A 25973-nucleotide genomic window follows, 5' to 3' on the forward strand; every position below is an offset into this window, starting at 1 on the left:
AACTAAGTAGTGCTTTAATTTGAATTCTTAAATAAATATTACTGTCATATATTTAACAATATTGGAAATAATTACGTGAATTTAGTAAAGCCTTTTATAAAATGGGTAGGTGGTAAAAGGTCAATATTAAGTGAGATTGCCAGAAGAATGCTGAAAAATTATTATACTTATTATGAACCTTTTGTTGGAGGTGGAGCTCTCTTTTTTTATTTAAATTCGAAAAGAGCTGTAATCAGCGATATAAATGTAGATCTAGTAATTTGTTATCAGATTATTAAGAATCATCCTAAACAATTAATTAAGAGTTTACATAAGTATAAAAATAAACATAGTTAAGCGTATTATTATCAAATTAGAAAAAAATTTGAGAGTGATGATTCTATAGAAAGAGCCTCTAGATTTATTTACTTAAATAAAACTTGTTTTAATGGTTTATACAGGGTGAATAATAACGGTAATTTTAACGTACCTATGGGTAAGTAAGAAAATCCTTTAATAGTAGATGAAGAAACGATTTGGGCTTGTAATAAGTATATGCAAAATATAAAATTAAAAGTAAAATGGAATTCTTTTGAAAAAATTCTACCTAAAGAGAATGATTTTGTTTACATGGATCCTCCTTATCATGCTATTGATGATGGCTTTTTTACTAAATATGATAAAGATAATTTTATGGAACGTGATCAAGTAAAGCTTTTTAATTATTGTAAAAAATTAGATAAAAAAGATATAAAATTTATGTTGTCTAATTTTAATACAGATTTTATAATACACTTATATGATATTTTTAATATAGAAGTTATTAAAGATCCGCGAATTGTTAATAGTAAATCTAATCAAAGAAATTCCGTAAGTGAGGTTTTAATAAGAAATTATGCTTAAAGAACGAAATATGGAAGAAAAAAATAATTCTGCTAATCAATTAGAGCTTTTTATAGAATCTAAATTAAAATTCTTAGGACATGAGAATTGTGATAGAAAAAATTTTATAACTTTAAAACGTTTGGAACAACCTATTTATACTAGAAGATTTTTAATGGGAACAAGTATTTATAATACTAAAACTCATTGTGATTTTATTATTTACCATCCTAAAAAACATCCTAATTCTTTAATTATAGAAAGTAGATAGCAACAAATTTCCGGATCTACTGATGAAAAATATCCTTATATGGTTTCTAACATTAAAAAAAAGTAACTATCCCTTGACAACAAGTAGATAATTTTGTATCATAATTGCATGATTATACTATTATGATAAAACAAGACACACGATATATTATTGATAGTAATTTAACTAATAAGGGCTGGATACTTGATATCACTTTCAAAATAAAAATGTTTATTTTGAAAGTGATATCAATAGAATAATAGATAATTCAAAATTAAAAAATCCAATCTAAGACCTGATTATGTTTTAATGAATGGTAAAGTACCAGTTGGAATTATTGAAGCAAAATCAGGTGGTACTAATTTAGATAAAGCACTAGATCAAGTAATGGAATATGCAGGACTTTTAAATGCACCCCTTATATTTGCTATGAATAATAGCTATTGTGAAACACGACATTTACATACAAATAAACCACTATATATAAATGAAAATGAAGTAAATGAACTTATTAAACAGCAAGAAGTTTTAAAGTTTTTAACTGAAAATACCAATACTATATATACTATACCTAAAGAAGTTATATTATCAAGACATGAGCTTATAAATATCTTTAAGAATTTAAATAATAAGTTAAGAGCAGAAGGATTAAGAGCTGGTATTGAGAGACTAAGTGAATTTGCTAATATGTTTTTTTTAAAACTCTATACTGAAAATAAGCATGATAATATATGGAATAATCTTAAAAATACAGATAATGAAATGCTTATATCTACTTTTAATACTTCACTAAAAGAGATAGATAACAAGTACGGCTCTGGTGTTTATGCTAATAGTTTAATAACTAATCCTAACACATTAAGAGATATGATAGTTAAACTTGATAAACTTTATTTATCTACTATTGATACAGATATCAAAGGTGATGCATTTGAATACTTTCTAAAACAAGCTACTACTACAGATAATGACCTAGGAGAGTATTTTACACTAAGACATATTACTAAAACAATTATAAATATGGTAAATCCAAAGTTTAAAGAAAAAGTATACGCCCCTTTTTGTGGTACTGGAGGGTTTTTGACAGAGGCTTTTAATCATATAAAAGAGAATACTATTATAGATAATGAGACTGATAAAAAATTGTTAAAAGAAGATACTTTATATGGTGGTGAGATAACTACAAACAATAGACTTGCTAAAATGAATATGATACTTCATGGCGATGGTCATAGTGGGGTACAGCAAATAGATAGTTTAGCAAATACAATAGATGGTAAATATGATATAGTTATAACAAATATGCCGTTTTCTCAAAATACTGAATTTTCAAGTTTATACTATAATAACTTAGCTAAAGACCAAGCAGATGGAGAGTGTGTTCTACATTCTTAAAAGCTGTTAAAAAAGGTGGTAAAATGGCATTAGTTGTTCCAGGAAGAGATAATAAATATAAAAGTATTAGAAAATTTTTATTAAAAAATGCAAATTTAAAAGCCAATGTATCGTTACCACAAGGAGTTTTTTTACCATATACAAATGCTAAAACAAATATATTATATTTTACTGATTGTCATGAAAAAACTACAAATAATGTTTTATTTATTGACATAAAAAGTGATGGGTTTACACTTAATGTTCATTGATTATGTTGATTTTAATAGAAATACAAATATTACAAATGTCGGCAACTTAGTATTTAATAAAGTTAGTTTTAATGACATTAGGGATAATTCGTTTAATCTAATTTTTAATAAATATATAAACTATAAATATAAATCAAAATACTCATTAGTGAAATTAGATGATGTAATTGATTTATTAAGATGTCCATTTGGTAGTAGCATAAAAAAGAGTGTTTGTGTAGATAAGTGGTATAAATTATATGAATAAGGTAATATTATTAATAAAGATTTTACACTAGGCAAATATTATTTAACAGAAGAAAAGTTTACAGAGTTAAAAAAGTTTGAAATAAAAGAAAACGATATTTTAATGACATGTGCTGGAACTTTAGGTAAAGTAGGTATTGTTCCTAATAAATTTGAAAAAGGTATAATTAATTATGTTTTAATGAGATTAAGAATTAAAAACAGTAAATTACTTTTACCAGAATTTTTAAAAATAGTTTTTGAAAGCGATAATTTTCAAAACGAAATACTAACCAAGTCTTTAGGAACTGGAATAAAAAACATGAGAGCTGGAAGGGAAATAAAACAATTAATTATACCAATACCTAGCAAGGATGAGCAAATAAGCATTATAAATTCAAAGAAAAATATTTTAAAAATAATAAAGTTTAAAGAAAATGAAATTAATCGAAAAATCAATGAAGTAAATAAATTAAAAAACTCTATATGGGACAATAATAAGAAAGAAGAACTATCAAGTGAGTTTTTTAATCTACTTGATAAGGCAATTAAACTAAAGGAATAATATTTAAAAAATTAGGTTTAGTATTATTCCTATGGTTATATCTAAAACTAAACTCATTTACATAGCTTTGTAAATATTTAGGGCTTACCATATGATAAGTACTATTTATACTTCTTTTTAATTGACCCCAAAATGACCCCAAAATCCTTCTATTGTATTAGTATGCATTTTACCATTTACATACTCTTTAAAATCATGATTTACTCTATTGTGTGTATAACCTAGTTTAGATATACCATTATAACTTCTATACTCATCTGTATTTAATACACTCTCTATTTCAATATTATCTTTAACAAAATTTCTTACTGCGTTAATGTTTGTATTTGTTGCTACACTAGCTTTTACATTGCCATCTCTTTTAACTACTTCTATTACTGGTATTTTAGCTTTTATACTTCTACCCTGTGCATTAGGAGTTTTTTTATCATAATGTTTATTGCCTTCTTTACCACCAACCTAAGTCTCATCTATTTTAACTATATTACCAAGCAAATTACTATTATCGTCTGTTAGTAAACTTCTTATTCTATTTGCTATTCTCCATGCTATTTTATAAGTACAACCTATATCTCTCTCTATCTCTTTACCGCTAACCCCATTTTTAGATACTGAAAAAAGATAAATACAGTAAAACCAATCTATTAATAGAGTATATGACTTATGAAATATAGTGTTAGCTAAAGGATGTGTTTGATATCCACAATTAGCACATGCATAACATTTTCTATCTGTTATTTTATAATATGAAAATTTACTATTACAATTATTATACGTCTCTTTATCTTTAGTTTGTGCTTTAAATATATACTCTAAACAACTATCATCAATTGGAAAGAAGTTGTTAAATTGCTTTAAAGTAAATTTATCTTTTTTCATAATATATCCTTTTCTTAAAGACATTATACAAAATTATCTACTTGTTGTCAAGGGATAGTTACCAAAAAAAAGTATAAGATAGATACTATTATTGTAATTGATGGTAGTTATAAACTTAGAGCTTTGCAAGGGTTAAAAGATCAACTAGGAGATAACCTAAAAGGAGTTTATTCTATAGGTAAATTTCAATCTCTTTATGAGAATAAGCAAATATAAATTCTAAAAAATTAAAACTAATATAATCTATGATGTGATATTATAATTGTTATGTTATAATATATTCTAAAATAAATAACTAATTTAAAAATGTTACACGTGTAACAATTGTTTTTAATAGGATAAAATGATAAAACTATTATATGATGTTATTGTAATAGGAGCAGGTCATGCCGGAATTGAAGCGGCTGCTGCTTCAGCCCGTATAGGAGCAAATACTTTACTAATTACCCTATCTTTAAATAATATTGGAGAATTATCTTGTAATCCCTCCATAGGGGGTTTAGGGAAGGGGCATATTGTTAAAGAAGTAGATGCATTAGACGGATTAATGGCAAAGATTATTGATAATTCAGGAATTCATTTTAAACTACTGAATAAAAGTAAAGGTCCTGCAGTACAAGGTCCTAGGGCACAGGCAGATAGAGAATTATATAAAAATGTTACACGTGTAACATTAGAGCAATATCAAAATCTTACTATTTTAGAAGCTGAAGTTGTGAGTTTACTTAGAACTCAATCAACAATTACGGGAGTTGTTTTAAAGAATACTACTAAACTAGTAGCCAAAGCAGTGGTAATAACCACAGGTACTTTTTTAAACGGAGTTATTCATGTTGGCAAAATTACTCATAAAGCAGGACGCTATAATGAAAAACCGGCAACGGCATTAGGAGATTATTTATATGGTTTAAAATTAGATATGGGGAGATTAAAAACCGGAACTCCAGCTCGATTAAACACTAAAACCATTAATTTTGATATTTTAGAAAAACAAGAAGGAGATCATGTTCCTGAGCCGTTTTCTTACTTAACTGATAGAATTACTCTACCGCAAATTAGTTGTTATATTACCGAAACGAATCCCTTAACACATAGAATTATCATAGATAATATTCAGCAATCAGCTATGTATAGCGGGCAAATTAGCGGGATTGGTCCTAGGTATTGTCCATCAATTGAAGATAAAGTTACCAGATTTGCTGATAAAGAGAATCATCAGATTTTTTTAGAGCCAGAGGGGTTAACTAGTGAAGTTATTTATCCTAGTGGTATTTCTACTTCTCTTCCTGAAGAGATACAACAGGCTTTTTTAAGAAGTATCAAGGGTTTGGAAAATGTAGAAATTTTTAGATATGGTTATGCTATAGAATATGATTATATTAATCCTCAAGAGTTAAGTAATACTTTAGAGGTAAAGAAATTTAAAGGCTTATTTTTAGCCGGACAAATTAATGGAACTACCGGATATGAAGAGGCTGCAGGGCAGGGTTTAATTGCTGGAGCTAACGCTGCCTTAGTTGCTTTAGGGAGTCAGCAAAACTTAGAAATAAATCGCTCTGAAGCATATATTGGGGTGATGGTAGATGATTTAATTCACCAAGGGGTGAGCGAACCTTACCGCATGTTTACTTCGCGTTCTGAATATCGAATTTTATTAAGAAGCGATAATGCTGATCAAAGATTAACTGATAAAGCTTCAAAGGTTGGTTTAATTTCTCAAAAAAGGCTAAAACAGTTCTTAGCAAAAAAACAAGCAATACAAGATGCAATTAAGCTTTTAACCTCTCTAATAATTTCTCCTAATAAATTAGCAAAGTATGAAATTATCCTCAATAAAGACGGAATCAAGCGTAATGCTTTTGAATTATTAAGTTATCCAAATATTACCATCCAATCTCTTAAGAAAATTTGGTCAAATTTAGCAACCATAGATAATAAAGTTTTAGAAATTGTACAAATTGATAGTAAATATTCTTATTATATCAAAAAACTACAAGATGAAGTAAGTATTTTTAGTAATGATGAAAAAATCAAAATACCTCAAAATCTTAATTATCAGGAAATTCCAGGATTATCCAAAGAGCTTATGGAAAAATATACTAAAATTCAACCGCAAAATGTCGGAGCAGCACTAAGGATTAGAGGAGCCACACCTTCTTCAATAATTGCTATTTTAGCGTATTTAAAAAGGCAAAAACATGCTAAATAGGATATTAGATGTGAGCACCTCAAGTAATGATTTAAATAATATGGTAAAGATAAAACTTCAAGATTTTGCATTAACTAAGCAACAAATAAAAACTTTAAGTAGATATGTAGAGTTTATTAAAATTTGGCAAAAAAAAATGAATTTAATTAGCAATAACTCTGTGGGAGATATCTGGGAAAGACATATCTTAGATTGTTTGCAATTAGTAAATTATATAGATCTTCAAAATAAAAAAATCTTTGATTTTGGTAGTGGTGCTGGCTTACCTGGTATAGTTTTAGCTATAATAGTATCTCAAAATAGATTTTTTTTATTTGAATCAATTACTAAAAAAGCCATGTTTTTAACAGAGATAAAACATCTGTTAAAATTAGAGAATGTAGAAATTATTAATGAGAGAATCGAGTTAAGTAGTACTAAAAATAAGGCAGACTTTATTGTATCAAGAGCTTTATGCAAATTAAACTTGTTATTGTTGTATATTAAACCTTTATTAAAAATCGGCGGAATGGCAATTTTACTAAAAGGAAAAAGCTATCAAGAAGAATTAACTAACGCTAAAGAATTATTAAATTCCTACTATAGTTATGAAATTAAACCAAATTTATTTTCTGAGAGCGGAAAAATATTAATAATTAAGAGGATTAAATGAATATTCAATCACCATCTCAAATATCTAAGCATAAAACATCAGCTATTATTGCTATTGTTAATCAAAAGGGCGGAGTAGGTAAAACTACAACTACTATGAATTTAGCCACTGCTTTATGTGTAATGGATAAGAAAATTTTAGTAATAGATTTAGATCCTCAAGGCAATGCTACTACTGGCTTGGGGGTTAATGCTACTACTTTAAAATACACAGTTTATGATTTATTAATCGGAAAAAATACTATCAACGAGGTGATTCTAACTTCTAATATTCCTAATTTATATATAATTCCTACTACTATGGATTTATCAGGTATAGAAATAGAACTAGCTAACTTTGAAAATAAAGAACAGTATTTAAAAAAAGCTCTAGAACCTATATTAACTAGTTATGATTATATTTTAATAGATTGTCCCCCTTCTTTGGGAATTTTAACGATTAATGCATTAGTGGCAGCTAAAGAAGTATTAATTCCGCTACAATGTGAATATTTTGCCTTAGAAGGATTAAGTCACTTAATTAAGACTATTGCTATTATTAAAAAATCTAGTAACCCTATTTTAAAGATTAGAGGAATTGTGTTAACTATGTTTGATAATAGAAATAACTTATCTAAATTAGTAGATTTAGATGTCCGTAAGCATTATACTAACTTAGTGTATAAAACGGTAATTCCTAGAAATATTAAAATTTCGGAGGCTCCATCCCATGGTTATCCAGTAATAGTATATGACTCTCACTGTATTGGCTCAAAAGCTTATATAAATCTAGCTACTGAGGTTATTTCCCAAGAAGATATACAAACTAAGGAGGTGCAAAATGGATAATCAAAAGGATAAATTAAATGATTTTTTAAATAAAGCTAAACATAAGCAGCAAAATAACCAAATTAGTGAAAAGCAAAATATTATTTCGGAAAAGGTTAAAAGTATAAAAGCTAAAAAAACTCCAGAATTACAAGCACAATCTGCTAAAAAACCGGTTGCATTAGGTAGAGGTTTAGCTGCTTTATTAGGAGAATCTGAAGAGAATTCAGATGAATTAAAGAAGCATAAGCTAGATATTCATGCAATACCATTAAACAAAATTGTAGCTGGAAAGTTGCAACCAAGGGAAGATTTTAATTCGGAAAGTTTAAGAGAATTAAGTCTTTCTATTTCACAAAAAGGGGTTTTACAACCTATTCTAGTAAGAAAATTAACTAGTCTAAGAGATACCGGTGAAAATCGGTATGAAATAGTTGCTGGAGAAAGAAGATGGCGAGCCGCTAAACAGGCAAAGTTAACAGAAATTCCGGCAATTATATTATTAGAGTATAGCGATTTAGACGTTTTAGAAATTGCTTTAATAGAAAATTTACACCGAAGGGCTTTAAATCCTCTAGAAGAAGCAAGAGCTTTTAAGAAATTAATAGATGATTATAAACATACTCATGAAAGTTTATCTAATATATTAGGTAAAAGTAGAGTTTATATTACTACTTATTTAAAATTATTAACCCTACCACTATCTGTACAAACTATGTTAGATAAAGGAAAGCTTAGTGTAGGACAAGCTAAGGTTTTATCTTTAGCAGAGAGTGATATTGAATATTTAGCAGAGCAAATAATTAAATTTAAGCTTAATGTTAGGCAAACTGAAGAATTAATAAAAGAATATAAAAATAAAACTGATGTTACTATAAATAATGATTCTAATAGTTATGAATTTGATAGAAAATTTGAAAAAGCTTTAGCTGAGGAAAATTTTAACAAAGATTTTTCAGAACAGGAAAAACTAACGGCGGAACATAGTATGGTTTTATATGCTAAAATTATTCAACAAGAAATCTCTAATAAATTATCAGAGTTTACAATTACTTATGCTACTAGAAAAAGCGGTGCTGGGGAGATTAAAATTAGGTATAGTAATCTTAATTTCTTACAAAAATTAAACAAAAAAATTATTACTGAGTAGGTTCAATAGTATTTTCAAAAATGTTACACGTGTAACATTTTTGAAAAACTTCCCATACGAGATTTTTTTAGTAATAATAAAATTAAATTCTTTATTTAGTAGTAATTGTTTGAAAACTATTTTGAATAGTTTTCAAATTTTCTTGAATTACGGTTAAAATTAGAGTTATTTCTTTAATTTTCTTAGTTCTTTGATTTAGGACTAATTCTTGTTTTGCTAATTCTTGTTCTTGATTATTTAAAAATACTAATTGTTCTTCTAAAGAGGTTTGTAAATTTTTTAGTTCTGTTTGTTTAATAAATAATTCTTGTTCTTCTGCCGGAGTTAAATTATTAACAGTTTTATTTTGAGTCATTAAAGTAGATTTTTTAGGTTTTACTGTGGTACAAGCCACTAACAATAGTAATAATGTTACTAATAATTTTTTTTTCATAAAGAAAGATCCTAATAAAATATAATGTTGCAATAAATAACTAATTATAAATTATTTTTTACAATTTAAGCAAATATTTATAGCAATATTTTCAGTAATAGTTTGAGCAATATTAGGGTGTAACTTAGCATTAATTTCTGCTTGATTAAGTTTTTCTAATAGTTGAGTCATTTTTGTTAGACTAAAATGATGTACTTGTTTCTTAAAAGCATCAATAAAAGTAAAAAATACAGGAGGTTTAAGACTTTTTAGAGTGAGATTAAGGTCTTTATTTTGTAGCAATGCAGTTTTAACATAAAACAGCTTATTAATATGTGAGATTAAACTTCTAATTAAAGTTATTGGGCTTAAATCATTACTAGAGCGTTGTAAATGTAAAAATAAAAGTTCTAATTCTCCGGAAAAAACAGCATAAACTATTTTATCAAAGCTAATTACTCCGCTGTCTTCTAAAATTTTTTCAACGTCAATTAATTCAATTTGTGAACTACCATGTTTATACAACATAAGTTTATTTAATTCTGAGAGTGTTACACCGCGATCAGCTCCTAAATTATTTACCATATAATTTAGTGAAGAACTGCTAATGCTAAATTTATTTTTAGCTAAGAGAGAGTTAATCAGATTTTTTAAAGAATTTAAGTCATCTAAATAACAGGGAATTGTTGCAACAACTCTGGATTTCTCAGCCCATAAACGTAAACTTGAACTAGGAGGTAACTCAGCTGCCTCAATAATAACTAAGGTTTGAGAATCGGCTTTAAGAAAATATTTTTCAAGGAGTTGAGTAAGAAAATCGTTAGTTTCGCGGATAAGTACTACTTTTTTAAAATCTCCTAATAGAGAAATAGAAAAAGCAGCTTCAAATAATTTATAAGGTTCTTTTTTTAAATCAGTAGCATTAATATCTGTTTGTTGTAAAAAGTTAGAGTTAAGCTTTTCTTCAGAATTTTTTGTAATTTCTGCAAGTAAATACTTATGTTTAGCAAATTTAATGTGTTCTCTAACTAATCCCTTATCAGCACCATAAATGAGTAATCCTTTAAGTTCTGAGTTATTAGCTAAATTATTAAGAAAACTCTTAATTTGTGATGGATTTATTTTCATTGTTGATATATCTGTTTTCTAGAAATAAAATTGCTTTATAATAAATATCTTGGGCTAAAATTTTTGCTACGTTATACATTTCTTCTTTTTCATTTTCAGCAGTTTTTTGTCCAGTATACCCTGTTACATAATAAGAAATTAAGTGTAAATTACTACTAATTATAATAGTATTAGTAGTTTTATCAAATATTTCCCACTTCCCAGCAATAGTTATAGACCTCCTAGTACTAAAACCCGTATTATCACTGAGAATTAAGTCTTTATTATACTCAGGATATACTCTTAAAATATAATTAATACTGCTAGAATTATAAGTAGAAGGAAGGTATTTAGTAAGTTCATTTTTAATTAGCATACCATAATAATTAGGTATAGTTTCTACATAGATTAGATTTCTATAGTTAACATATTCTTTAGAAATAGGTTTTAAAGAACAAGAAACAATAATTAAATAAAGTAGTAGTAATAAATATTTAAATAAGGATATTGATAATTTTTTTTGGTACATAAATAACTTTTTTAATTTCATGATTCACAAGATATTTTGCTAAGGTTTTAGTACTATTAATCATAACTAATAACTCTTCTTTTGTAATATCTGGATTTACCTCTAAGAGATCTCTGGTTTTTCCTAAAATTTGTACGGCTATTTTAATAGTATCTAAGTTTAAAAAATCTTTATTATAAGTAGGATAAGTATTATTTACCAAGAAATTTTTATTTCCGAATTGTTGCCAAATTTCTTCTGTAACATGTGGGGCAAAAAAATGTAGTAGTTGTATAACTATAGTAAAGGAGTATTTTAATACAGCTGAATTAGGAGTTTTATTTTTAGTATATTCAATTAAATTAACTAATTCTCTAATAACAGCCAAAGCTTTATTAAGGTGGAAACTCTCTATATATTTTTCTAAATTAACAATACACTGATTAGTAAGAATATAAAGCTTTTTATTAAGAGAATCTAACTCTACAGGGTTAAAAATAGCTGTAGAAATAAGTTTAAGCTTAGTGGCTAAAAACCAAAGACGATTAATAAATTTAAAGACACCCTCAATACCTTCATCTGTCCATTCGAGATTTTTCTCAGGGGGGCTATCTGATAAAATAAAGATGCGAATCGTATCAGCACCGTAAATTTTGCACATCTCTTCAGGATCAACAATATTCTTTTTAGATTTACTCATTTTTTCAGATTTACCAGCTGTAACCTTAAGTGAGTTTTTTTTATTAATAAGAGTACCGTCTGAGCTTTCAACAATATTTTCAGGAAAGACCCACTTACCTAAAGAATCCTTATAGGTAGTATGACAAACCATGCCTTGAGTCATTAGTGAAGCAAAGGGTTCTTTGAGAGAGTTATCTAAATAGCCTATTTTCACTAAAGCTTTGGTAAAAAATCTTGAATATAAGAGATGCATAACAGCATGTTCAATGCCACCAATATATTTATCAACTGGTAACCAATAGTTAATTTCATCTTTTTTAAAGGGAGTGATTGCAGGTTGAGAGGCAAATCTAAAAAAATACCAAGAAGATTCAAAGAAAGTATCAAAAGTATCGGTTTCTCTTAAGGCTTCTTTAGAGCATAATGGACAGGTAGTATATTTCCAAGTAGGGTGGGCTTCTAAAGGATTACCGATTGTGTTTAAATCTATATCTAGAGGTAGAGTAACCGGAAGGTTTTCTTTTTTTTCCGGTACTGTGCCACAATGCTTACAATAAATTATAGGAATTGGAGCCCCCCAATATCTTTGTCTAGAAATACCCCAATCTTTCAATTTATAATTAACTGATGGTTTAGCAATGCCTTGTTCTTCTAAAAGATTGCTTATTTTATGGAAGGCATCTAAATTACTTAAGCCGTTGAACTCGTGAGAATTAATTAAAATACCGGGTTTAGTATAGGGTTCATTAGTTACTGTAAAGTGAGCATTTGGAATTTTAGAATTTGGAATTGTTTCCGAGTTAGGAGATTGTAAATTAATGGAACTCATATCAGATAAACTAAATAGTTCTTCTGTTAGTTGAGAAGTAAAGTTTTTATGGGTGTTATCCAAAGTAGGGTTAGTAGTTTTAGAGCTAGTCTTGATATTGAATGTCGGAGCGATAACTGTGATAATTTCTAAGTTATATTTTTTAGCAAAAGCAAAATCTCTGACATCATGAGCTGGGCAACCAAAAACAGCTCCTAAGCCGTAGCTTTCTAATACAAAATTAGCTACAAAAATTGGAAGATTTTTTTCCAGTAAAGGGTGTTTAACTGTTAAATTAGTATTAAATCCTTCTTTTTCTGCTTTTTCTATTGCTTCAAGAGAAGTACCTAAAGTTTCACATTTTTTAATAAATTGTTGTAATACAGGATTATTTTTAGCAAGTGCTTTGGTAAGCGGATGATGAATTGAGAGAGCTATAAAAGCTACTCCGAAAATTGTATCAGGACGGGTGGTGAATATCTCTATGTATTCTATAATAGAGGTAGCTATTTTTAAATTCTTAACCTCTAAATTTTCTGTTGTTAAGGGTGTTTGATTTAAAGAGTTGTTAGAATAATTATTAATTTTAAAACTAATATTTAGACCTAGTGATTTAGAAATCCAATTTTGTTGCATTTGAATAACTTTATCAGGCCATTTATCTTCTAAGATAGTTAAATCTTGTAATAGCTCTTCGGCAAAGTCGGTAATTTTTAAATACCATTGTTCTAGTTCTTTTTGTTCAATAGTAGCACCAGATCGCCAACCTTTACCTTCAATTACTTGTTCGTTTGCCAACACAGTTTGTTCCACAGGGTCAAAATTAACCATAGTATTTTTGCGATATGCTAAGCCGTGTTTGTAGAATTCAATAAAAATTTCTTGTTCATGTTGATAATAATCAGGAGAACAAGTATTAATTTCCCTAGACCAATCTAAATCTAAACTGATCAAGTGAAATTGTTTTTTCATATTTTCAATATTTTGTAAAGTCCAAGTACTCGGATGAATATTATGCTCTTTAGCAGCATTTTCTGCTGGTAATCCAAAAGCATCCCAACCCATAGGATGTAAAACATTAAATCCTTTAGATTTTTTATATCTAGCTAAAACGTCACCTAAAGTATAATTTCTAATATGTCCCATATGAATGTTTCCGGAAGGATAAGGAAACATTTCTAAGACGTAATATTTAGGAAGTACAAAATTATTACCAGCTTTATTTTTGGCTTGTTCAAGAGCTTGTTCTTGCCAAAGTTTCCGCCATTTAGATTCTATGGCATTAAAACTATAATTACTGGTAGTCATTGTTATTTTTGAATTATTTCTTTACGATATAACTTTCTTGCTAAGGTTAAAATAGTGTTTTCTAAATTTTTTTCTAATGTTGTATTTCTTGTCTCAGACATCCAAATAGAGCCAACTTTTTTCTGTTTGAAAACCTTTACGGAAACTGTATCGGGGGTGAGGTTTTTTTCTAAAATATAAATATCTACTTTATATTGTTCAGAGTTATTTTCAGAATACCAATCTGTGATAATTACACCGCTAAAAGAATCAGCACTTAAGAGTGGCATAAAACTAATGCTTTGCAAACTGGCATACCAAGCATACTTATTAACTCCGGTTTTAAAAGGAAAATCTATTCCTGACGCTTTACTTAGAGTTGGTTTAACAATAAGGCTAAATACTATTAGTAATACTGTTAAAAATACTATTATATTTTTTTTAATCATTTTTTTATTATATTATAATTACACTTTTATATATTTAATTATATCCTAACAATATAAACCAAAATAATAAAACAATTAAATGAAAAATGTATCAAGTTGCAAATAAAATTAGAGTATTATTAATATCGCTCTTACATAGTAGACATTTACAAGCAGTTAGTAAAGGTTTTGCATATACTTTCCCTTTTATTATTTTGGGTACTGTCTTAGCTTTGGCTTTGTATGTCCCGTTGGCTGATTCTAATAGTAGGTTTTATTGGGCAGTTTATAGTAATTTTATTAGTACTTATCATTTTGAAATAGTTAAAGCTTCTTTTGTTAGTATGGGAATGATTTCTCTATGGGCAGCCTTTGGGGTAGGTTATCATTTAGCTCAGAGTTATCACTTAAATGCTGCAGTTTGCGGAATTATGTCTGCTTTTTCTATGTTGTTTACTGGTTCTTTTGTGCAAATGAACAATATTAATACTGTTACGGATTTTTTTATGATTCTCTCAGAACTTTTAGGAGATGGCGGTTTATTATTAGCAATTTTTGTGGCTTTTGTTACAGTACATATTTATAGATTTTTATATAATTATAAACTTACTTTAAGATTACCGGATGCACTACCAGTTGTTATTTCTAAATCTTTAGAGACTATAGTTCCTTTATTTATTAATTTAATAGTATTATTAGTACTTAATTTGGTTTTTCTTAATATTTTTGATCTAAGTTTAGCTAAGTTTATTAGTTTTTTTATTGTATATCCTTTAGCTACTTTAGTTAATAATTTAATTTTTGTAATTATTTTTGTAATATTCTTACATTTATTGTGGTTTGTTGGCATTCATGCTACTAATCTTTTATTACCGATTTTATATGTGCTACTTATTTCCAATTTGTATACCAATACCGAGTTTATGGTATTTGGTAAAGGAGTTCCTAAGGTTGTAACTTTAGGGTTTTTTGAATTTTTTGTTTTTTTAGGCGGAGCCGGATCAACTCTTGGATTAGCTATATTAATGCTTTTTAGTAGGCATGCTGATCTTAAAAGAAGAGGACAAATCTCTATTGTTCCTTCCATTTTTAATGTTAATGAGCCGGTATTATTCGGGATTCCTATAGTAAATAACCCGTTATTTTTTATCCCTTTTATAGGAGCCCCTTTATTTAATACTATTGTGACGTGGTATAGTATGAAATTAGGATTTATCGGTAAAATTACTCTCTATGTCCCTTGGACTATTCCTTCTCCCATAGCAGCATTTTTAGTTACTCAAAATGTGAGGAGTGTTTTGATAGTTTTATGTTTAATAGTTATTTCCACTATTATTTATTTTCCTTTTTTTAAAATGTATGAAAGAAAATTAGATAAACAAACAACTTGGAATCCTAATGTCTAAATATTTTTGTATTTTTATATTTTTAAGTTTAATACCCTTAAATCTCATACTCTTAAACAAAGGTTACAGTGTACCCCAGCAGAAAAATTCTTCTAAACATAATATAAAATATAACTTTAACTATGATACTACTCTGGGAATGACTCTTAATTTTAACAACCTATATAATAATCTTAATGCCTCAGTTGCTTATTTTAGTGATATAGAAAACGGTAGACTATACATTTTTGCAAATGTAGGAGCTTTTAAAGAAAATAATATCCATAACTTAAGAGAGCAACAATACGGTTATGGGAAAGTATACTTAAATTTAAAAATTAAAGATAGTGCTCTATATCTTGGTTATGCTAATACTCTGGCTACTAAAGAATTTGCAAATTACTTTTTTAATAGAAGAAACATGGGGTTGGGGTCTAGTATTTATGGCTTATTAAGAACTGAAAAAAACTATAATGCGATTGTGCTCAATGGTACTCATTTCTCGGATCCTGCCAGTTTTAATGTTTCTTTCTTTCAGGAATTATGGCAGAAGCGACTTGGTTTGGGGGTGTCTTACAGTAGAAATGTAGATAAAAGTCTTAAAGTTAAGTTACTTGATAATAAAAATCTTAATACCAAAGCTCTAGATTCCTCTGATATTTATTTAAGTAAAGATGGATTATTAGATGCAATGCTGATGTTTTATGATGAATATCAGGGATTCGGCTATGGAGTACAAGGAATTTTAAGACAGAGTGTTATGGGAAGCTTACGTTCCTATTCTGCTAATATGATTTTAGATTTTATCGGATTTAGTTATGTGGGAGGAATAATTACCGGAGAATTAAACTATTTTGGTCATTATCAAGGGTTTGAGAATAATTTTATGTATAGTATCAAAGGATTCTCAGTAGGGGTTAATCAGATTTATTCAGAGTTTAAAGATTATAATAGTAGTTTTTTATATGAAATAGCTATGACTTATATGGTTAGTAGAAACCTATCGGTAAATGCTTCTATTTTTAGAGTTAATTTTAACAATAGAGAAAAATTAGATCAAGGGTTTGCCCTAGGATTAGGATTGAGATTTTAGGGAAGAATTATGGTATTGGATTCTATAGAATTAACCCAATTTAAATCAAATTATACTACTATTTTAGAAAAGATACATTCTGCCCAAACTACACGAGTATATCAACAAAATCAAGAAAAGGTGCAAGAAGAGGTTCAAGAAAATTATTTACAAACCAGTGTTTCTAACTATAAAGCTTCTTTACATGAAATACAAACATCTTTATTGTCCCCACCTTTACTACAAAATCCTGTTAAACTTATAGCCGTTACTAAAGGGAGAAGTATTGCTGAGATTGAAATGGCAATAAGTCTGGGAATTAGTGAGTTTGCAGAAAATTATCTACAGGAGGCACTTCCTAAATGGAAATTTTTAAAAATTAAGTACCCAAAACTTACTCTACATTTTATCGGTAAATTACAAAGCAACAAAGTAAAAAGTGCTCTAGAATTATTTGATGTTTTTCATACGGTAGATAGGGAAAAATTAGCAGTAACTTTAGCTAAAAATCCTGTAGCTGTACATAAAAAATTTTTAATACAGGTAAATTTAGAGAATATTAAGCAGGAAAATAATTCGCAACAATCCACGCCAATAGGAGTAGAAAGAGTTATAGAAGGCAAAGCAATTGTCAAAAATAAAGCAGGAATAGACAGCGGAGAAATTCCAGTTAATCAAGCAAAGGTAAATGGTAAAAATGTGCTAAGGATCGGAGAGATAGTACAAACAGAAGAAATGTTAGGAATTGGAGAAAGAGCGGGGGTTTTGCTTGCCAATTTAGCAACTTTGCTTAATAAATGTAGAGCAATAAATTTAGAAATCTCAGGTTTAATGGTGGTTTTGCCTCATTTTAAAGCTATTAATCAAGGAGTAGATAAACTTGAGACCAATAGAGTAAAAGTAACTAATCTCTTAGCTTCTCCGAGTGATTATTTTTCTAAAATGTATTTTCTACAACAACAATATCAATTAGCAGAGCTTAGTATGGGGATGAGTAAGGATTTTATTGAAGCTATTAAATGCGGTAGTACTATGATAAGAATTGGGAGAGATTTATTTCTAAGGAAGTAGGAGCAATGCAAAAATTATACGTTGTAATTTTAAATGAAACTATTGCTGATATTATAAAAAATAATTTAGAACCGCATTTAAAGATAAAAATAATTGTTGCTAACAATTTAGCAGAAATAATTAATAATTTAGAAGCTAGGGATATTCTTATTGCTTCTGAGGAAATAATTATCCAGAATCTCAATTTTTTTACAAATCCTAATGTGCAAGTTCAGAATATTGCTATTTTAAACTTTAGTGAGGATACTATTGATAACCTTAAGGGAGATATTTTTTATAAACCTATAGTGCTTTGGGATATTTTAAATCGGATTAATTATTATTTAGATAACAAACAAAGCAATACTATTACCGTAGGAGACTTTATTTTAGAAAAACATTATAATGAGGCGTTTATAAAAAATTTTAAAGATAATTCTGTAATTAATATTACTAAAAAAGAAGCTAATATTTTACATGAAATTTTTGTGTATTATCCTAATACTTGTTCTTTAGAAGAACTTTTAAGATTTGTAAATAATTTAGAAGAAACTCCTACTAATTTGCAAACAATTAATAGCCATATTTCAAATATTAGAAAAAAATTACAGATTTTTGAAAATAAAATTAACTTAATAAAAAATGAGCAGGGATATAAAATTAGTATTACTTAAAATGTTATACGTATAACATTTTATAAAAATTTTGGTCAAGTTTTTTAAAAAGCTTGATAGCTATTGATTAAGATAAATGATAGTTGGATTAAAGATTATGACTTTAATTATGGATTTAAGGTGGAGTTGGTTAAGTTTATAAAAATAATAGGAGTGCTTACTTCTCCGTGTCCTAAGAAAATCCAATAAAAAAATCAGAGTTTTAATTCTTGTTACAAAATTTTCTAAGGTTTTTTATAAATTAAATATTCTGCATTAGTAACTAAAAAATTGACCAAAAATAATAGCCCCAGCTTGAGTTACCATACCTGATAAGAGTAAATGCGAAAGAGTTCTAAATATTTTACTATAAGCTTCTCCTGTGGTCTTCAAAATTAATACTTTATTTTTAGCCGAGAGACTCAATTCCATACATATGTTAGCTTGTACTAATGTTAAGTTTCCTCCGACTAAAGTACTTTTTAAAACTTTAACTTTTTAGTAGCAGTGTTTAAGGATACTGCAAAATTATAGTTCAACTCCTGATGATTCAAGATATTTACAATATTCTCTATAGATTCTTTATTAAACGAGGTTACAATACCTTGAATTGATAAACAATGTCGTGAATATGCTTTAAAATCTGCTCTTGAAAAAGGATACATGTATTTTTCTGTTTTAACCCAAGATGGAAGTTCTAACACAATTCATGAGAGTTAATTACAATAACCCCAGTAACAACATATTCTAGCACTTCAACTTATAGTAGAGATTATTCTGCTAGTAGTTATAAAACTTTAATAATCTATAGTTCTCAAATGTATAGCTATAACACAATAAGTCACTATAAGACATATAGTATTTGTTTTGATAAATAAAGATGAATTGGAAAAATGGAAAAACTATTACAGAGTTTTAGATTACTACATACCTGATATTGATAGTTGAGCTATTAAAATTTGCGATTCTTCTTTCCATAAATATAAGCTAACACAATTCCTAAAAAGAAAATTATTAAAAATAAAAATGGTTGAAAAGTAATTATCAGAATAGCAAAAGCTAATAAATATAAAATAAATAAAGGCATACTAATAGCTAATAATAAGATAGAAAATACTACTAATAAGGGAGATAGTAAAATAATAACTAGAATTAATAGGAATACGTTCATGTTGCAGAGGGTTCGATTTTAATTGTATATCATTATTTATAAATCATATACTAAATTATACGTTGAGTTTCGATTTTTTTAGTTAATTCTAATAACAAAGTAGAGCAAGCACTAGCTATTAAATCATATACTTTAGAGAAAGCTTTATCGTCCATATAATAAGGGTCTGGGATATCTTCTAAATTAGAACTAGGTTGATATTTTAAGAGTTTTTGTATTTTAGGTTTATAAATATCAGTACACTGCTTTAATACTATCTGATAATTACTTGTATCCATTACTAAAATATAATCAAAGATTTCAAAATCAGTTTTGTTAATTTGTCTGGCTTTTAGTTTAGAAATATCTACATTATGTAATAGGGCTAATTTTTGGGATCTTAAATCCGGAGCCTGATTAAGATTATAATTAGAAATACCGCAGGAATCTACTAAAATATCATTAGACAAACTTTTTTCAGAGACTAGCTTAGTAAGAATACCCTCAGCCGTAGGAGAACGACAAATATTTCCTAAACAGACAAATAATACTTTAAGCATTTAAAATTTAGTACCACCAACATTAATTTTATTAAGTTTTACACTGGGTTGACCTATTCCTACTGGGAGATTTTGCCCGTTTTTACCGCAAGCTCCAATTCCAGTATCTAATTTTAGGTCGTTTCCTATCATAGAAATCTCGTTTAAAGCTGTTGCTCCCAGCCCAATAATAGTAGCTCCTTTAAGAGGATAAGTAAGTTTACCTTTTTCAATTTTATAAGCAGAAGTACAAGAGAACACAAACTGCCCTGAGGTAATATCAACTTGCCCTCCTCCAAAATTAATGGCATAAATACCATTTTCCGTAGATTGTATCATTTCATCTAAAGTATTAGTCCCAGCTAACATATAAGTGTTAGTCATTCTAGGCATAGGGGTATATTTATAACTCTCTCTTCTTCCATTACCTGTAGATTGAGTATTTGTAAGTCGTCCGTTTAATCGGTCTTGCATATAATTAATTAAAATTCCGTCTTCAATTAAAGTGTTGTATTGTGATTTTGTACCTTCATCATCAATACTAATAGAACCTCTGGCATTCTTTATAGTACCATCATCCACAATGGTTACTCCCTTGCTGGCTACTTTTTTGCCTAGTTTATCAGAAAATACCGAAGTACCTTTTCTGTTAAAATCACCTTCCAATCCATGTCCTACGGCTTCATGAATTAATACTCCTGGCCACCCTGCTCCTAAAACCACAGGCATTTCTCCTGCCGGGGTATCACGTGCTTCTAAATTTAATAAAGCTTCAGTATAAGCTTTATTTACTATGTCTATACCTGTTTCTGTATTAAAAAAACTGCTAAGAATATCACGTCCTCCTAACCCAGTGTAACCGGCTTCTTCTTTATCTCCTTTTTTGACTAATACTTGGGCATTAAATCTGGTTAGAGGCCTGATATCAAAATGCAAGTCGTGCTCATTTCTAAGAATTAATACTACTTGATAAGAATTATGTAAAGATAGGGTAACTTTAGTAATATTTGAATCTAGACTTTTAGTATATTCGTAAACCTCTTTAAGTGTAGCAAGCTTCTTGTTTAAAGGTAAATCTTCAAGAGGATTACTTATTGGATATAATAATTCTTTATTAAAACTCTTAGGAGTTAAATTAAAGCTTCCCTGATAGTTTTTCTTAGCATTTGCTATGATATCTTTAGCATATGTTAATTCTTTTAGGTTTATTTCATTGCTATGTGCATAAATACAAGCAGTATCCATAATACCTCTTAATCCGAACCCAGTATTAGTAGCAGTTGTCGCTACATTAAGAATACCGTCTTCTAAATTTAGTAATTCAGCATTTTTATATTCTAGGAATAACTCACCGTCATCTAAATTCTCTAAAGCAACAGAGGTTAGTTTAATTAAATCTTCTTTATTAATTTTGGAATAAAATAATTGTTTTATGATATCCGTAGTATTCATACTAGTTAATTTTTCCATATTTATCAATTGAGAATATAAGATATTATAAAACAAAAAAATGAAAATTGCAATTAACTGATTAGAGCCCCCTAATTTTTATAGAAATAAAGAGTATAAATTCTTTTAATTCCGTAATAAGGTAGAAAAAATTAGCAAAATAATTGTGTTTAAAAAAAAATATAGGTATAATTCTAATAATTTAAAATAACTCATTCATAAAAATAAATGTTAAATTCTTTAAAAGCCAAAGCTCAAGTTTTATTAGCTAAAGCTAATAAACAAAATATAGACTTAGAGATTATTTTTAATAATATAGAAGAGTTAAAAGTAACTACGGCTAAATTAAAATTAGAAGAAGTGGTTAGTAGCAATGCTACTAAAGTATCGCTTAGAGTAGGATTAAACTCCGCTTTTTTTATTACAGTTAGCGATGACCTAACACAAGATAGTCTTAACTTATTGTTACAGCAAGCAATTGAGATAGTTAAAGTACTTCCTAAAAATGAATTTGCCGGCTTTTTAAGTGCTACAGACATTGCTAAAGCCACACAAAAATTAGTTAACTTTACAAAGCAAGGTGTAAACTCGTTAAATTGCAATTTGGAACTCTATGATGCTACAACTCCGACAACTCAAGAATTGTTGGAAGTAGCAAATACTATGGAAAAAGTGGGAGCAGGGCACGAATTAATCATTAATTCTGAGAGTTCTACGGGGTATATAAAAAATATTACTTTAGTTACTAATTCTAAGGGATTCGAACAACTATATAAAACTTCTAACTTTTATAATAATGTTTCTTTTGTGGCTAAATCTGATGTTGGTACGGAAATGGAATGGGATTACGCTTTTAGTTATAAAATGGCTTATAACTCTTTACAAAAAGCCAGTGAAGTAGGGCGAAAAGCCTTAGATAATACCCTTGCAAGACTAAACCCTAAAAAAGCTAAAAGCGGAGTTTATCCAGTAATTTTTCATAAGCGAGTAGCTAAAGAGATTTTGAGCTTAGTTGCTAATTTGGCAAATGGTTATACTTTAGCTGGAAATAAAAGTTTCTTTAACAATAAACTCAATACAAAAATATTTTCAGAGAATATTAACATTATTGATGATCCGTTTATAGTTCAAGGATTAGGTTCCTATGTAAGAGATATGGAGGGAGTTATTCCTAAAAAGATGTTCATTATAAAAAATGGGATACTTAAAAATTTTCTACTGGATTTAGAGAGTGCTAAGAAATTAAACTTAACAAGTAACGGGCATGGGTTTAGAGGATTAAGTAGTGGTTTTGCTCCGAGAATTTCTAATTTTTATTTAAAAGCAAGTTCTGTAGTAGTTGCAGATTTATTTCAGAATTTAAAAACAGGATATTATATAACTGAGACTATGGGAATGGGAACCAATTTAATCAACGGAGATTATTCCAAAGGAGCTAGCGGATTTTTCTTTGAGGAAGGTAAAATAATTCATGCGGTAAATAATCTGACTATTGCAGGAAATTTAAAAACAATGTTTTTAGAAATGCAAGTAGCAAATGATTTAGAATTTGAAGGGGTTATAAATTCACCAACTATATTTTTCCCTAATTTAACTGTCTCTGCGTAATAGGGTAAGTAAAATTATGAAAAAATTACTTAATTACTTAATTGCTAGATTGTTTAAGTCTAAAATTAGCGATCCTGAATCGGCGGTAACAGCCGTAATAAGGTTTGCCTCTGAAATGATTAAGCCTAATCTTCCTAAAATTTTAATATCACTTTTTTTTATGATAATTGCCTCTATTGCTACGGCAGGATTAGCTTTTTTAATTAAACCTGCGATGAATAAAGTGTTACAGCCTTCAGCTTTACAAAATATTTATTGGATAGGATTTGCGGTTATGGGGGTATCTCTTGTTAAGGGAATAGCTCAATATATTTATAGTGTAATAATCTCTGTAGTGGGGTTGGATGTAATTGCTCAAGCTCGTTTTAATTTATTTAAAACTTTTGTACAACAGGATATGTATTTCTATAGTAAACATAAACCCGGTGAATTGGTATCGGTTATTATGAATGATGTTAACCAAATGTCGGGTTTAGCTACAGAAGTGCCTATTAATATCGGTAGAGATTTTTTCTCTTTTGTGGGGTTAGTGGCGGTTATGTTTATTCAGAATGCAGTGTATGCTTTATTTGTATTTGCCTCTTTCTTTTTTGTTATTTATCCTATTAGTTTAAGTTCAGGTAAAATTAAAAAATACTTTATTAGATCTCAATTCGGATTTGGCACACTAACCTCTCATTTAGAACAAGCCTTTAACGGCATTAGGGTAATTAAATCTTATAATATGGAAAATAAAGAAATTAAAAATGTTTCAGGTATTATTCAAGACATTGTAAAGATTCAGAAAAAAATTGAAAGGTCTAAAAATGTTTTATCACCTTTCATGGAATTCTTAGGAGGAGTTTGTATCGGGGCATTTTTAATTTACGGTGGTTTTAAAATTTTTAAAGGAGAAGAAGATCCTGGTACTTTATTTTCTTTTATAGGGGCATTAATGCTTGCTTATCAACCGGTAAAAAGATTATCAGAAATTTTCTTTAAAGTTCAATTTGGCATTATTGCTGCCCGTCGATATTATCATTTTTTAGATTATCAACCAGAATTAATAGAAAAAATAGGTGCAAAAGAGCTTAATATTACTGAGGCTACTATTAGTTTTAAAAATGTTGCTTTTACCTATGATAAAAAAGTAGATGTTTTAGCTAAAATTAATTTAAAAATTCTTAAGGGAAATAAAATTGCTTTAGTAGGACGCTCAGGCGGAGGTAAAAGCACTATTATTAATTTAATGTCTAGATTTTACGATGTTACACAGGGTAGTATTCTAATTAATAGTAAAGATATTAGGGAATATAGAGTTAAATCTCTTAGAGATAATATCTCTATTGTTAGTCAAGAAGTAATCTTATTTGATGATACAATCTATAATAATATTGCATATTCAAAATATAATCCTACTGAAGAAGAAGTATTTTTAGCAGCTAAAAATTCTTATTCCTCAGAATTTATTGAAACTTTTGAACAGAAATATGATACTCCAATCGGAGTAAGGGGAACAAAACTTTCAGGAGGACAAAGACAGAGAATTTCTATTGCTAGGGCTATGTTGAAAAATTCTCCTATTTTATTATTAGATGAAGCTACTTCTGCTTTAGATACAGAGTCTGAGAGAAAAATTCAACAGGCTTTAGATAAACTAATGCAGGGAAAGACTACTCTTATTATTGCTCATAGACTTTCTACTATTATTAATGCAGATTATATTTATGTCATAGATAAGGGTAGAGTTTTAGAAGAAGGAACTCATGATACATTGATGAAAGATCAAGGGTTTTATCAATATTTGTATAATTTACAATTTAAACAACAAGAAATCTTATAATGTTAATGAAGCATCTTATTCTGCAAAATAGATTATTGCTCATAGTTTTTTATACTATTAGCCTTAGCTTAGCTATTATAGTACATTTCTACTTATATTTAGTATTTATGACTAGTAAGACTATAATAATTGTACCTAAAGAATTTGAGACTATTAGAAAAAAATCTTATATTATAGCTTTATGGCATGGGCGCTTATTAGGAGTATTTTTTATAAATTTTTTAATATCTAGGTTGTATATTTTAGCTTCTCAAAATAAAGATGCCCAAATAGTTACTGATATCTGTAGGCTTGGAGGAGCTAAAGTGATTAGAGGTTCTATTAATAAAAATGGAGTGACTGGATTGAGATCTATGATTAAAGTTTTAAAGAAACCTAAAACCGTAGTTGTGATGACTCCTGACGGACCAATTGGACCTAGAATGAGAGCTTCTGTGGGAATAGCTAGTTTAGCTACTTTATCAGGATGCCCTATTTTACCTTATTCTATATCCGCAAGAGGATGTGTTTGGGTAAATAGTTGGGATAAATTTTTTATACCAATGCCGTTTAGTAAAATTTTTATTGTATTAGGAAAACCTACTTTACCTAAAAGGAGTTCAGGCATGAAAAGAACTTTAGAGGAAATTAGGAGTGATGTAGAAAAAAAATTAAATCAGATAATGTGGGAATATGATGCTAAAATCGGAGTTAGAAAAATCTATCCTCAAAATATTAATAAAAAAGGAGAAGTTGTAAAGATTAAGATTAAATAATATGTTTTTTTATATA

At 28.3% G+C, this 25973-nt stretch carries 26 protein-coding genes and 4 pseudogenes; 17 read left to right on the plus strand and 13 right to left on the minus strand.

The window, feature by feature from the left end; all coding sequences use genetic code 11:
* Positions 1-75 precede the first annotated feature (75 nt).
* From ACQCX0_RS02915 to ACQCX0_RS02940, 6 genes and pseudogenes are all read left to right on the plus strand, one after another.
* Positions 76-882: pseudogene (locus ACQCX0_RS02915) on the plus strand (DNA adenine methylase).
* A gap of 10 nt (positions 883-892) precedes the next feature.
* Positions 893-1198, plus strand: a pseudogene (locus ACQCX0_RS02920) (PD-(D/E)XK nuclease superfamily protein).
* 222 nt (positions 1199-1420) lie between these two features.
* Entirely contained in the window at positions 1421-2506 is a 1086-nt protein-coding gene (locus tag ACQCX0_RS02925) for an HsdM family class I SAM-dependent methyltransferase (protein WP_462562672.1), read from the plus strand.
* Positions 2488-2757, plus strand: a complete 270-nt coding sequence (locus ACQCX0_RS02930) for an N-6 DNA methylase (RefSeq protein WP_462562673.1) — start codon at positions 2488-2490, stop codon at positions 2755-2757. The genes ACQCX0_RS02925 and ACQCX0_RS02930 overlap by 19 nt, the downstream gene beginning before the upstream one ends.
* Positions 2747-3004 (plus strand): hypothetical protein, encoded by a 258-nt coding sequence (locus tag ACQCX0_RS02935; RefSeq protein ID WP_462562674.1) that lies wholly within the window; start codon positions 2747-2749, stop codon positions 3002-3004. Before ACQCX0_RS02930 ends, ACQCX0_RS02935 begins: the two co-directional genes overlap by 11 nt.
* Positions 3005-3013: 9 nt before the next feature.
* Positions 3014-3547: a restriction endonuclease subunit S gene (locus ACQCX0_RS02940; protein ID WP_462562697.1), complete on the plus strand. Its 534-nt coding sequence runs from the start codon at positions 3014-3016 to the stop codon at positions 3545-3547.
* Here the strand turns inward: ACQCX0_RS02940 and ACQCX0_RS02945 are convergent.
* The 3 genes and pseudogenes from ACQCX0_RS02945 to ACQCX0_RS02955 all read right to left on the minus strand — a co-directional run bounded on the left by ACQCX0_RS02945 (position 3531) and on the right by ACQCX0_RS02955 (position 4426).
* Positions 3531-3689 carry a transposase gene (locus ACQCX0_RS02945; protein WP_462562675.1) on the minus strand — a complete coding sequence of 53 codons (159 nt, stop codon included), beginning with the start codon at positions 3687-3689 and terminating at the stop codon, positions 3531-3533. The genes ACQCX0_RS02940 and ACQCX0_RS02945 overlap by 17 nt on opposite strands.
* Positions 3665-3991 (minus strand): annotated as a pseudogene (locus tag ACQCX0_RS02950) (transposase); the annotation flags it as partial. The gene ACQCX0_RS02945 and the pseudogene ACQCX0_RS02950, both read right to left, overlap by 25 nt.
* Positions 3992-4006: 15 nt before the next feature.
* Positions 4007-4426 carry a hypothetical protein gene (locus ACQCX0_RS02955; RefSeq protein ID WP_462562676.1) on the minus strand — a complete coding sequence of 140 codons (420 nt, stop codon included), beginning with the start codon at positions 4424-4426 and terminating at the stop codon, positions 4007-4009.
* 343 nt (positions 4427-4769) lie between these two features.
* Between ACQCX0_RS02955 and mnmG the strand changes: the two genes are divergently transcribed.
* The 4 genes from mnmG to ACQCX0_RS02975 are packed head-to-tail and all read left to right on the plus strand — an operon-like array spanning position 4770 to position 9243.
* The gene (gene mnmG / locus ACQCX0_RS02960) at positions 4770-6635 is read left to right on the plus strand and encodes a tRNA uridine-5-carboxymethylaminomethyl(34) synthesis enzyme MnmG (RefSeq protein WP_462562677.1); all 1866 of its coding nucleotides are present in this window, start codon (positions 4770-4772) and stop codon (positions 6633-6635) included.
* Between the two features lie 10 nt (positions 6636-6645).
* Positions 6646-7287 carry a 16S rRNA (guanine(527)-N(7))-methyltransferase RsmG gene (gene rsmG, locus ACQCX0_RS02965; protein ID WP_462562678.1) on the plus strand — a complete coding sequence of 214 codons (642 nt, stop codon included), beginning with the start codon at positions 6646-6648 and terminating at the stop codon, positions 7285-7287.
* Entirely contained in the window at positions 7284-8114 is an 831-nt protein-coding gene (locus tag ACQCX0_RS02970) for a ParA family protein (protein ID WP_462562679.1), read from the plus strand. Before rsmG ends, ACQCX0_RS02970 begins: the two co-directional genes overlap by 4 nt.
* Complete coding sequence (locus tag ACQCX0_RS02975) at positions 8107-9243, plus strand: ParB/RepB/Spo0J family partition protein (RefSeq protein WP_462562680.1); 1137 nt, start codon at positions 8107-8109, stop codon at positions 9241-9243. The genes ACQCX0_RS02970 and ACQCX0_RS02975 overlap by 8 nt, the downstream gene beginning before the upstream one ends.
* Positions 9244-9334: 91 nt before the next feature.
* Here ACQCX0_RS02975 and ACQCX0_RS02980 read toward each other — a convergent pair whose 3' ends face one another.
* The 5 genes from ACQCX0_RS02980 to ACQCX0_RS03000 are packed head-to-tail and all read right to left on the minus strand — an operon-like array spanning position 9335 to position 14495.
* Entirely contained in the window at positions 9335-9676 is a 342-nt protein-coding gene (locus tag ACQCX0_RS02980) for a hypothetical protein (RefSeq protein WP_462562681.1), read from the minus strand.
* A 51-nt stretch (positions 9677-9727) separates the two neighbouring features.
* Positions 9728-10783: a DNA polymerase III subunit delta gene (gene holA, locus ACQCX0_RS02985; protein ID WP_462562682.1), complete on the minus strand. Its 1056-nt coding sequence runs from the start codon at positions 10781-10783 to the stop codon at positions 9728-9730.
* Positions 10758-11291: a hypothetical protein gene (locus tag ACQCX0_RS02990; protein WP_462562683.1), complete on the minus strand. Its 534-nt coding sequence runs from the start codon at positions 11289-11291 to the stop codon at positions 10758-10760. The genes holA and ACQCX0_RS02990 overlap by 26 nt, the downstream gene beginning before the upstream one ends.
* The gene (locus tag ACQCX0_RS02995) at positions 11257-14067 is read right to left on the minus strand and encodes a leucine--tRNA ligase (protein ID WP_462562684.1); all 2811 of its coding nucleotides are present in this window, start codon (positions 14065-14067) and stop codon (positions 11257-11259) included. The genes ACQCX0_RS02990 and ACQCX0_RS02995 overlap by 35 nt, the downstream gene beginning before the upstream one ends.
* A gap of 2 nt (positions 14068-14069) precedes the next feature.
* Positions 14070-14495 (minus strand): DUF3576 domain-containing protein, encoded by a 426-nt coding sequence (locus tag ACQCX0_RS03000; protein ID WP_462562685.1) that lies wholly within the window; start codon positions 14493-14495, stop codon positions 14070-14072.
* An 86-nt stretch (positions 14496-14581) separates the two neighbouring features.
* Here ACQCX0_RS03000 and ACQCX0_RS03005 point away from each other — a divergent pair, with 86 nt between their 5' ends.
* From ACQCX0_RS03005 to ACQCX0_RS03020, 4 genes are read left to right on the plus strand one after another with little or no spacing between them, the layout of a single operon-like run.
* The gene (locus ACQCX0_RS03005) at positions 14582-15880 is read left to right on the plus strand and encodes a PTS sugar transporter subunit IIC (RefSeq protein WP_462562686.1); all 1299 of its coding nucleotides are present in this window, start codon (positions 14582-14584) and stop codon (positions 15878-15880) included.
* Entirely contained in the window at positions 15873-16952 is a 1080-nt protein-coding gene (locus ACQCX0_RS03010) for a hypothetical protein (RefSeq protein ID WP_462562687.1), read from the plus strand. Before ACQCX0_RS03005 ends, ACQCX0_RS03010 begins: the two co-directional genes overlap by 8 nt.
* A gap of 9 nt (positions 16953-16961) precedes the next feature.
* Entirely contained in the window at positions 16962-18002 is a 1041-nt protein-coding gene (locus ACQCX0_RS03015; RefSeq protein WP_462562688.1) for a hypothetical protein, read from the plus strand.
* A gap of 5 nt (positions 18003-18007) precedes the next feature.
* Entirely contained in the window at positions 18008-18655 is a 648-nt protein-coding gene (locus tag ACQCX0_RS03020; protein ID WP_462562689.1) for a winged helix-turn-helix domain-containing protein, read from the plus strand.
* Positions 18656-18910: 255 nt separating this feature from the next.
* Here ACQCX0_RS03020 and ACQCX0_RS03025 read toward each other — a convergent pair.
* The 5 genes and pseudogenes from ACQCX0_RS03025 to ACQCX0_RS03045 all read right to left on the minus strand — a co-directional run.
* Positions 18911-19102 (minus strand): annotated as a pseudogene (locus ACQCX0_RS03025) (hypothetical protein); the annotation flags it as partial.
* Between the two features lie 14 nt (positions 19103-19116).
* Complete coding sequence (locus ACQCX0_RS03030; protein WP_462562690.1) at positions 19117-19299, minus strand: hypothetical protein; 183 nt, start codon at positions 19297-19299, stop codon at positions 19117-19119.
* Positions 19300-19586: 287 nt separating this feature from the next.
* Complete coding sequence (locus ACQCX0_RS03035) at positions 19587-19805, minus strand: hypothetical protein (RefSeq protein WP_462562691.1); 219 nt, start codon at positions 19803-19805, stop codon at positions 19587-19589.
* A 50-nt stretch (positions 19806-19855) separates the two neighbouring features.
* Complete coding sequence (locus tag ACQCX0_RS03040) at positions 19856-20344, minus strand: low molecular weight protein-tyrosine-phosphatase (protein WP_462562692.1); 489 nt, start codon at positions 20342-20344, stop codon at positions 19856-19858.
* Entirely contained in the window at positions 20345-21793 is a 1449-nt protein-coding gene (locus tag ACQCX0_RS03045; RefSeq protein ID WP_462562693.1) for a metallopeptidase TldD-related protein, read from the minus strand.
* A gap of 207 nt (positions 21794-22000) precedes the next feature.
* Between ACQCX0_RS03045 and ACQCX0_RS03050 the strand changes: the two genes are divergently transcribed.
* The 3 genes from ACQCX0_RS03050 to ACQCX0_RS03060 all read left to right on the plus strand — a co-directional run bounded on the left by ACQCX0_RS03050 (position 22001) and on the right by ACQCX0_RS03060 (position 25957).
* Positions 22001-23380: a TldD/PmbA family protein gene (locus ACQCX0_RS03050; protein ID WP_462562694.1), complete on the plus strand. Its 1380-nt coding sequence runs from the start codon at positions 22001-22003 to the stop codon at positions 23378-23380.
* A gap of 16 nt (positions 23381-23396) precedes the next feature.
* A complete protein-coding gene (locus tag ACQCX0_RS03055; protein ID WP_462562695.1) occupies positions 23397-25202 on the plus strand; it encodes an ABC transporter ATP-binding protein in 1806 nt (601 codons plus the stop codon).
* A 107-nt stretch (positions 25203-25309) separates the two neighbouring features.
* Entirely contained in the window at positions 25310-25957 is a 648-nt protein-coding gene (locus ACQCX0_RS03060) for a lysophospholipid acyltransferase family protein (protein WP_462562696.1), read from the plus strand.
* The last annotated feature ends 16 nt before the right edge of the window (positions 25958-25973 follow it).

The organism is Candidatus Hepatincolaceae symbiont of Strigamia maritima (assembly GCF_055505085.1).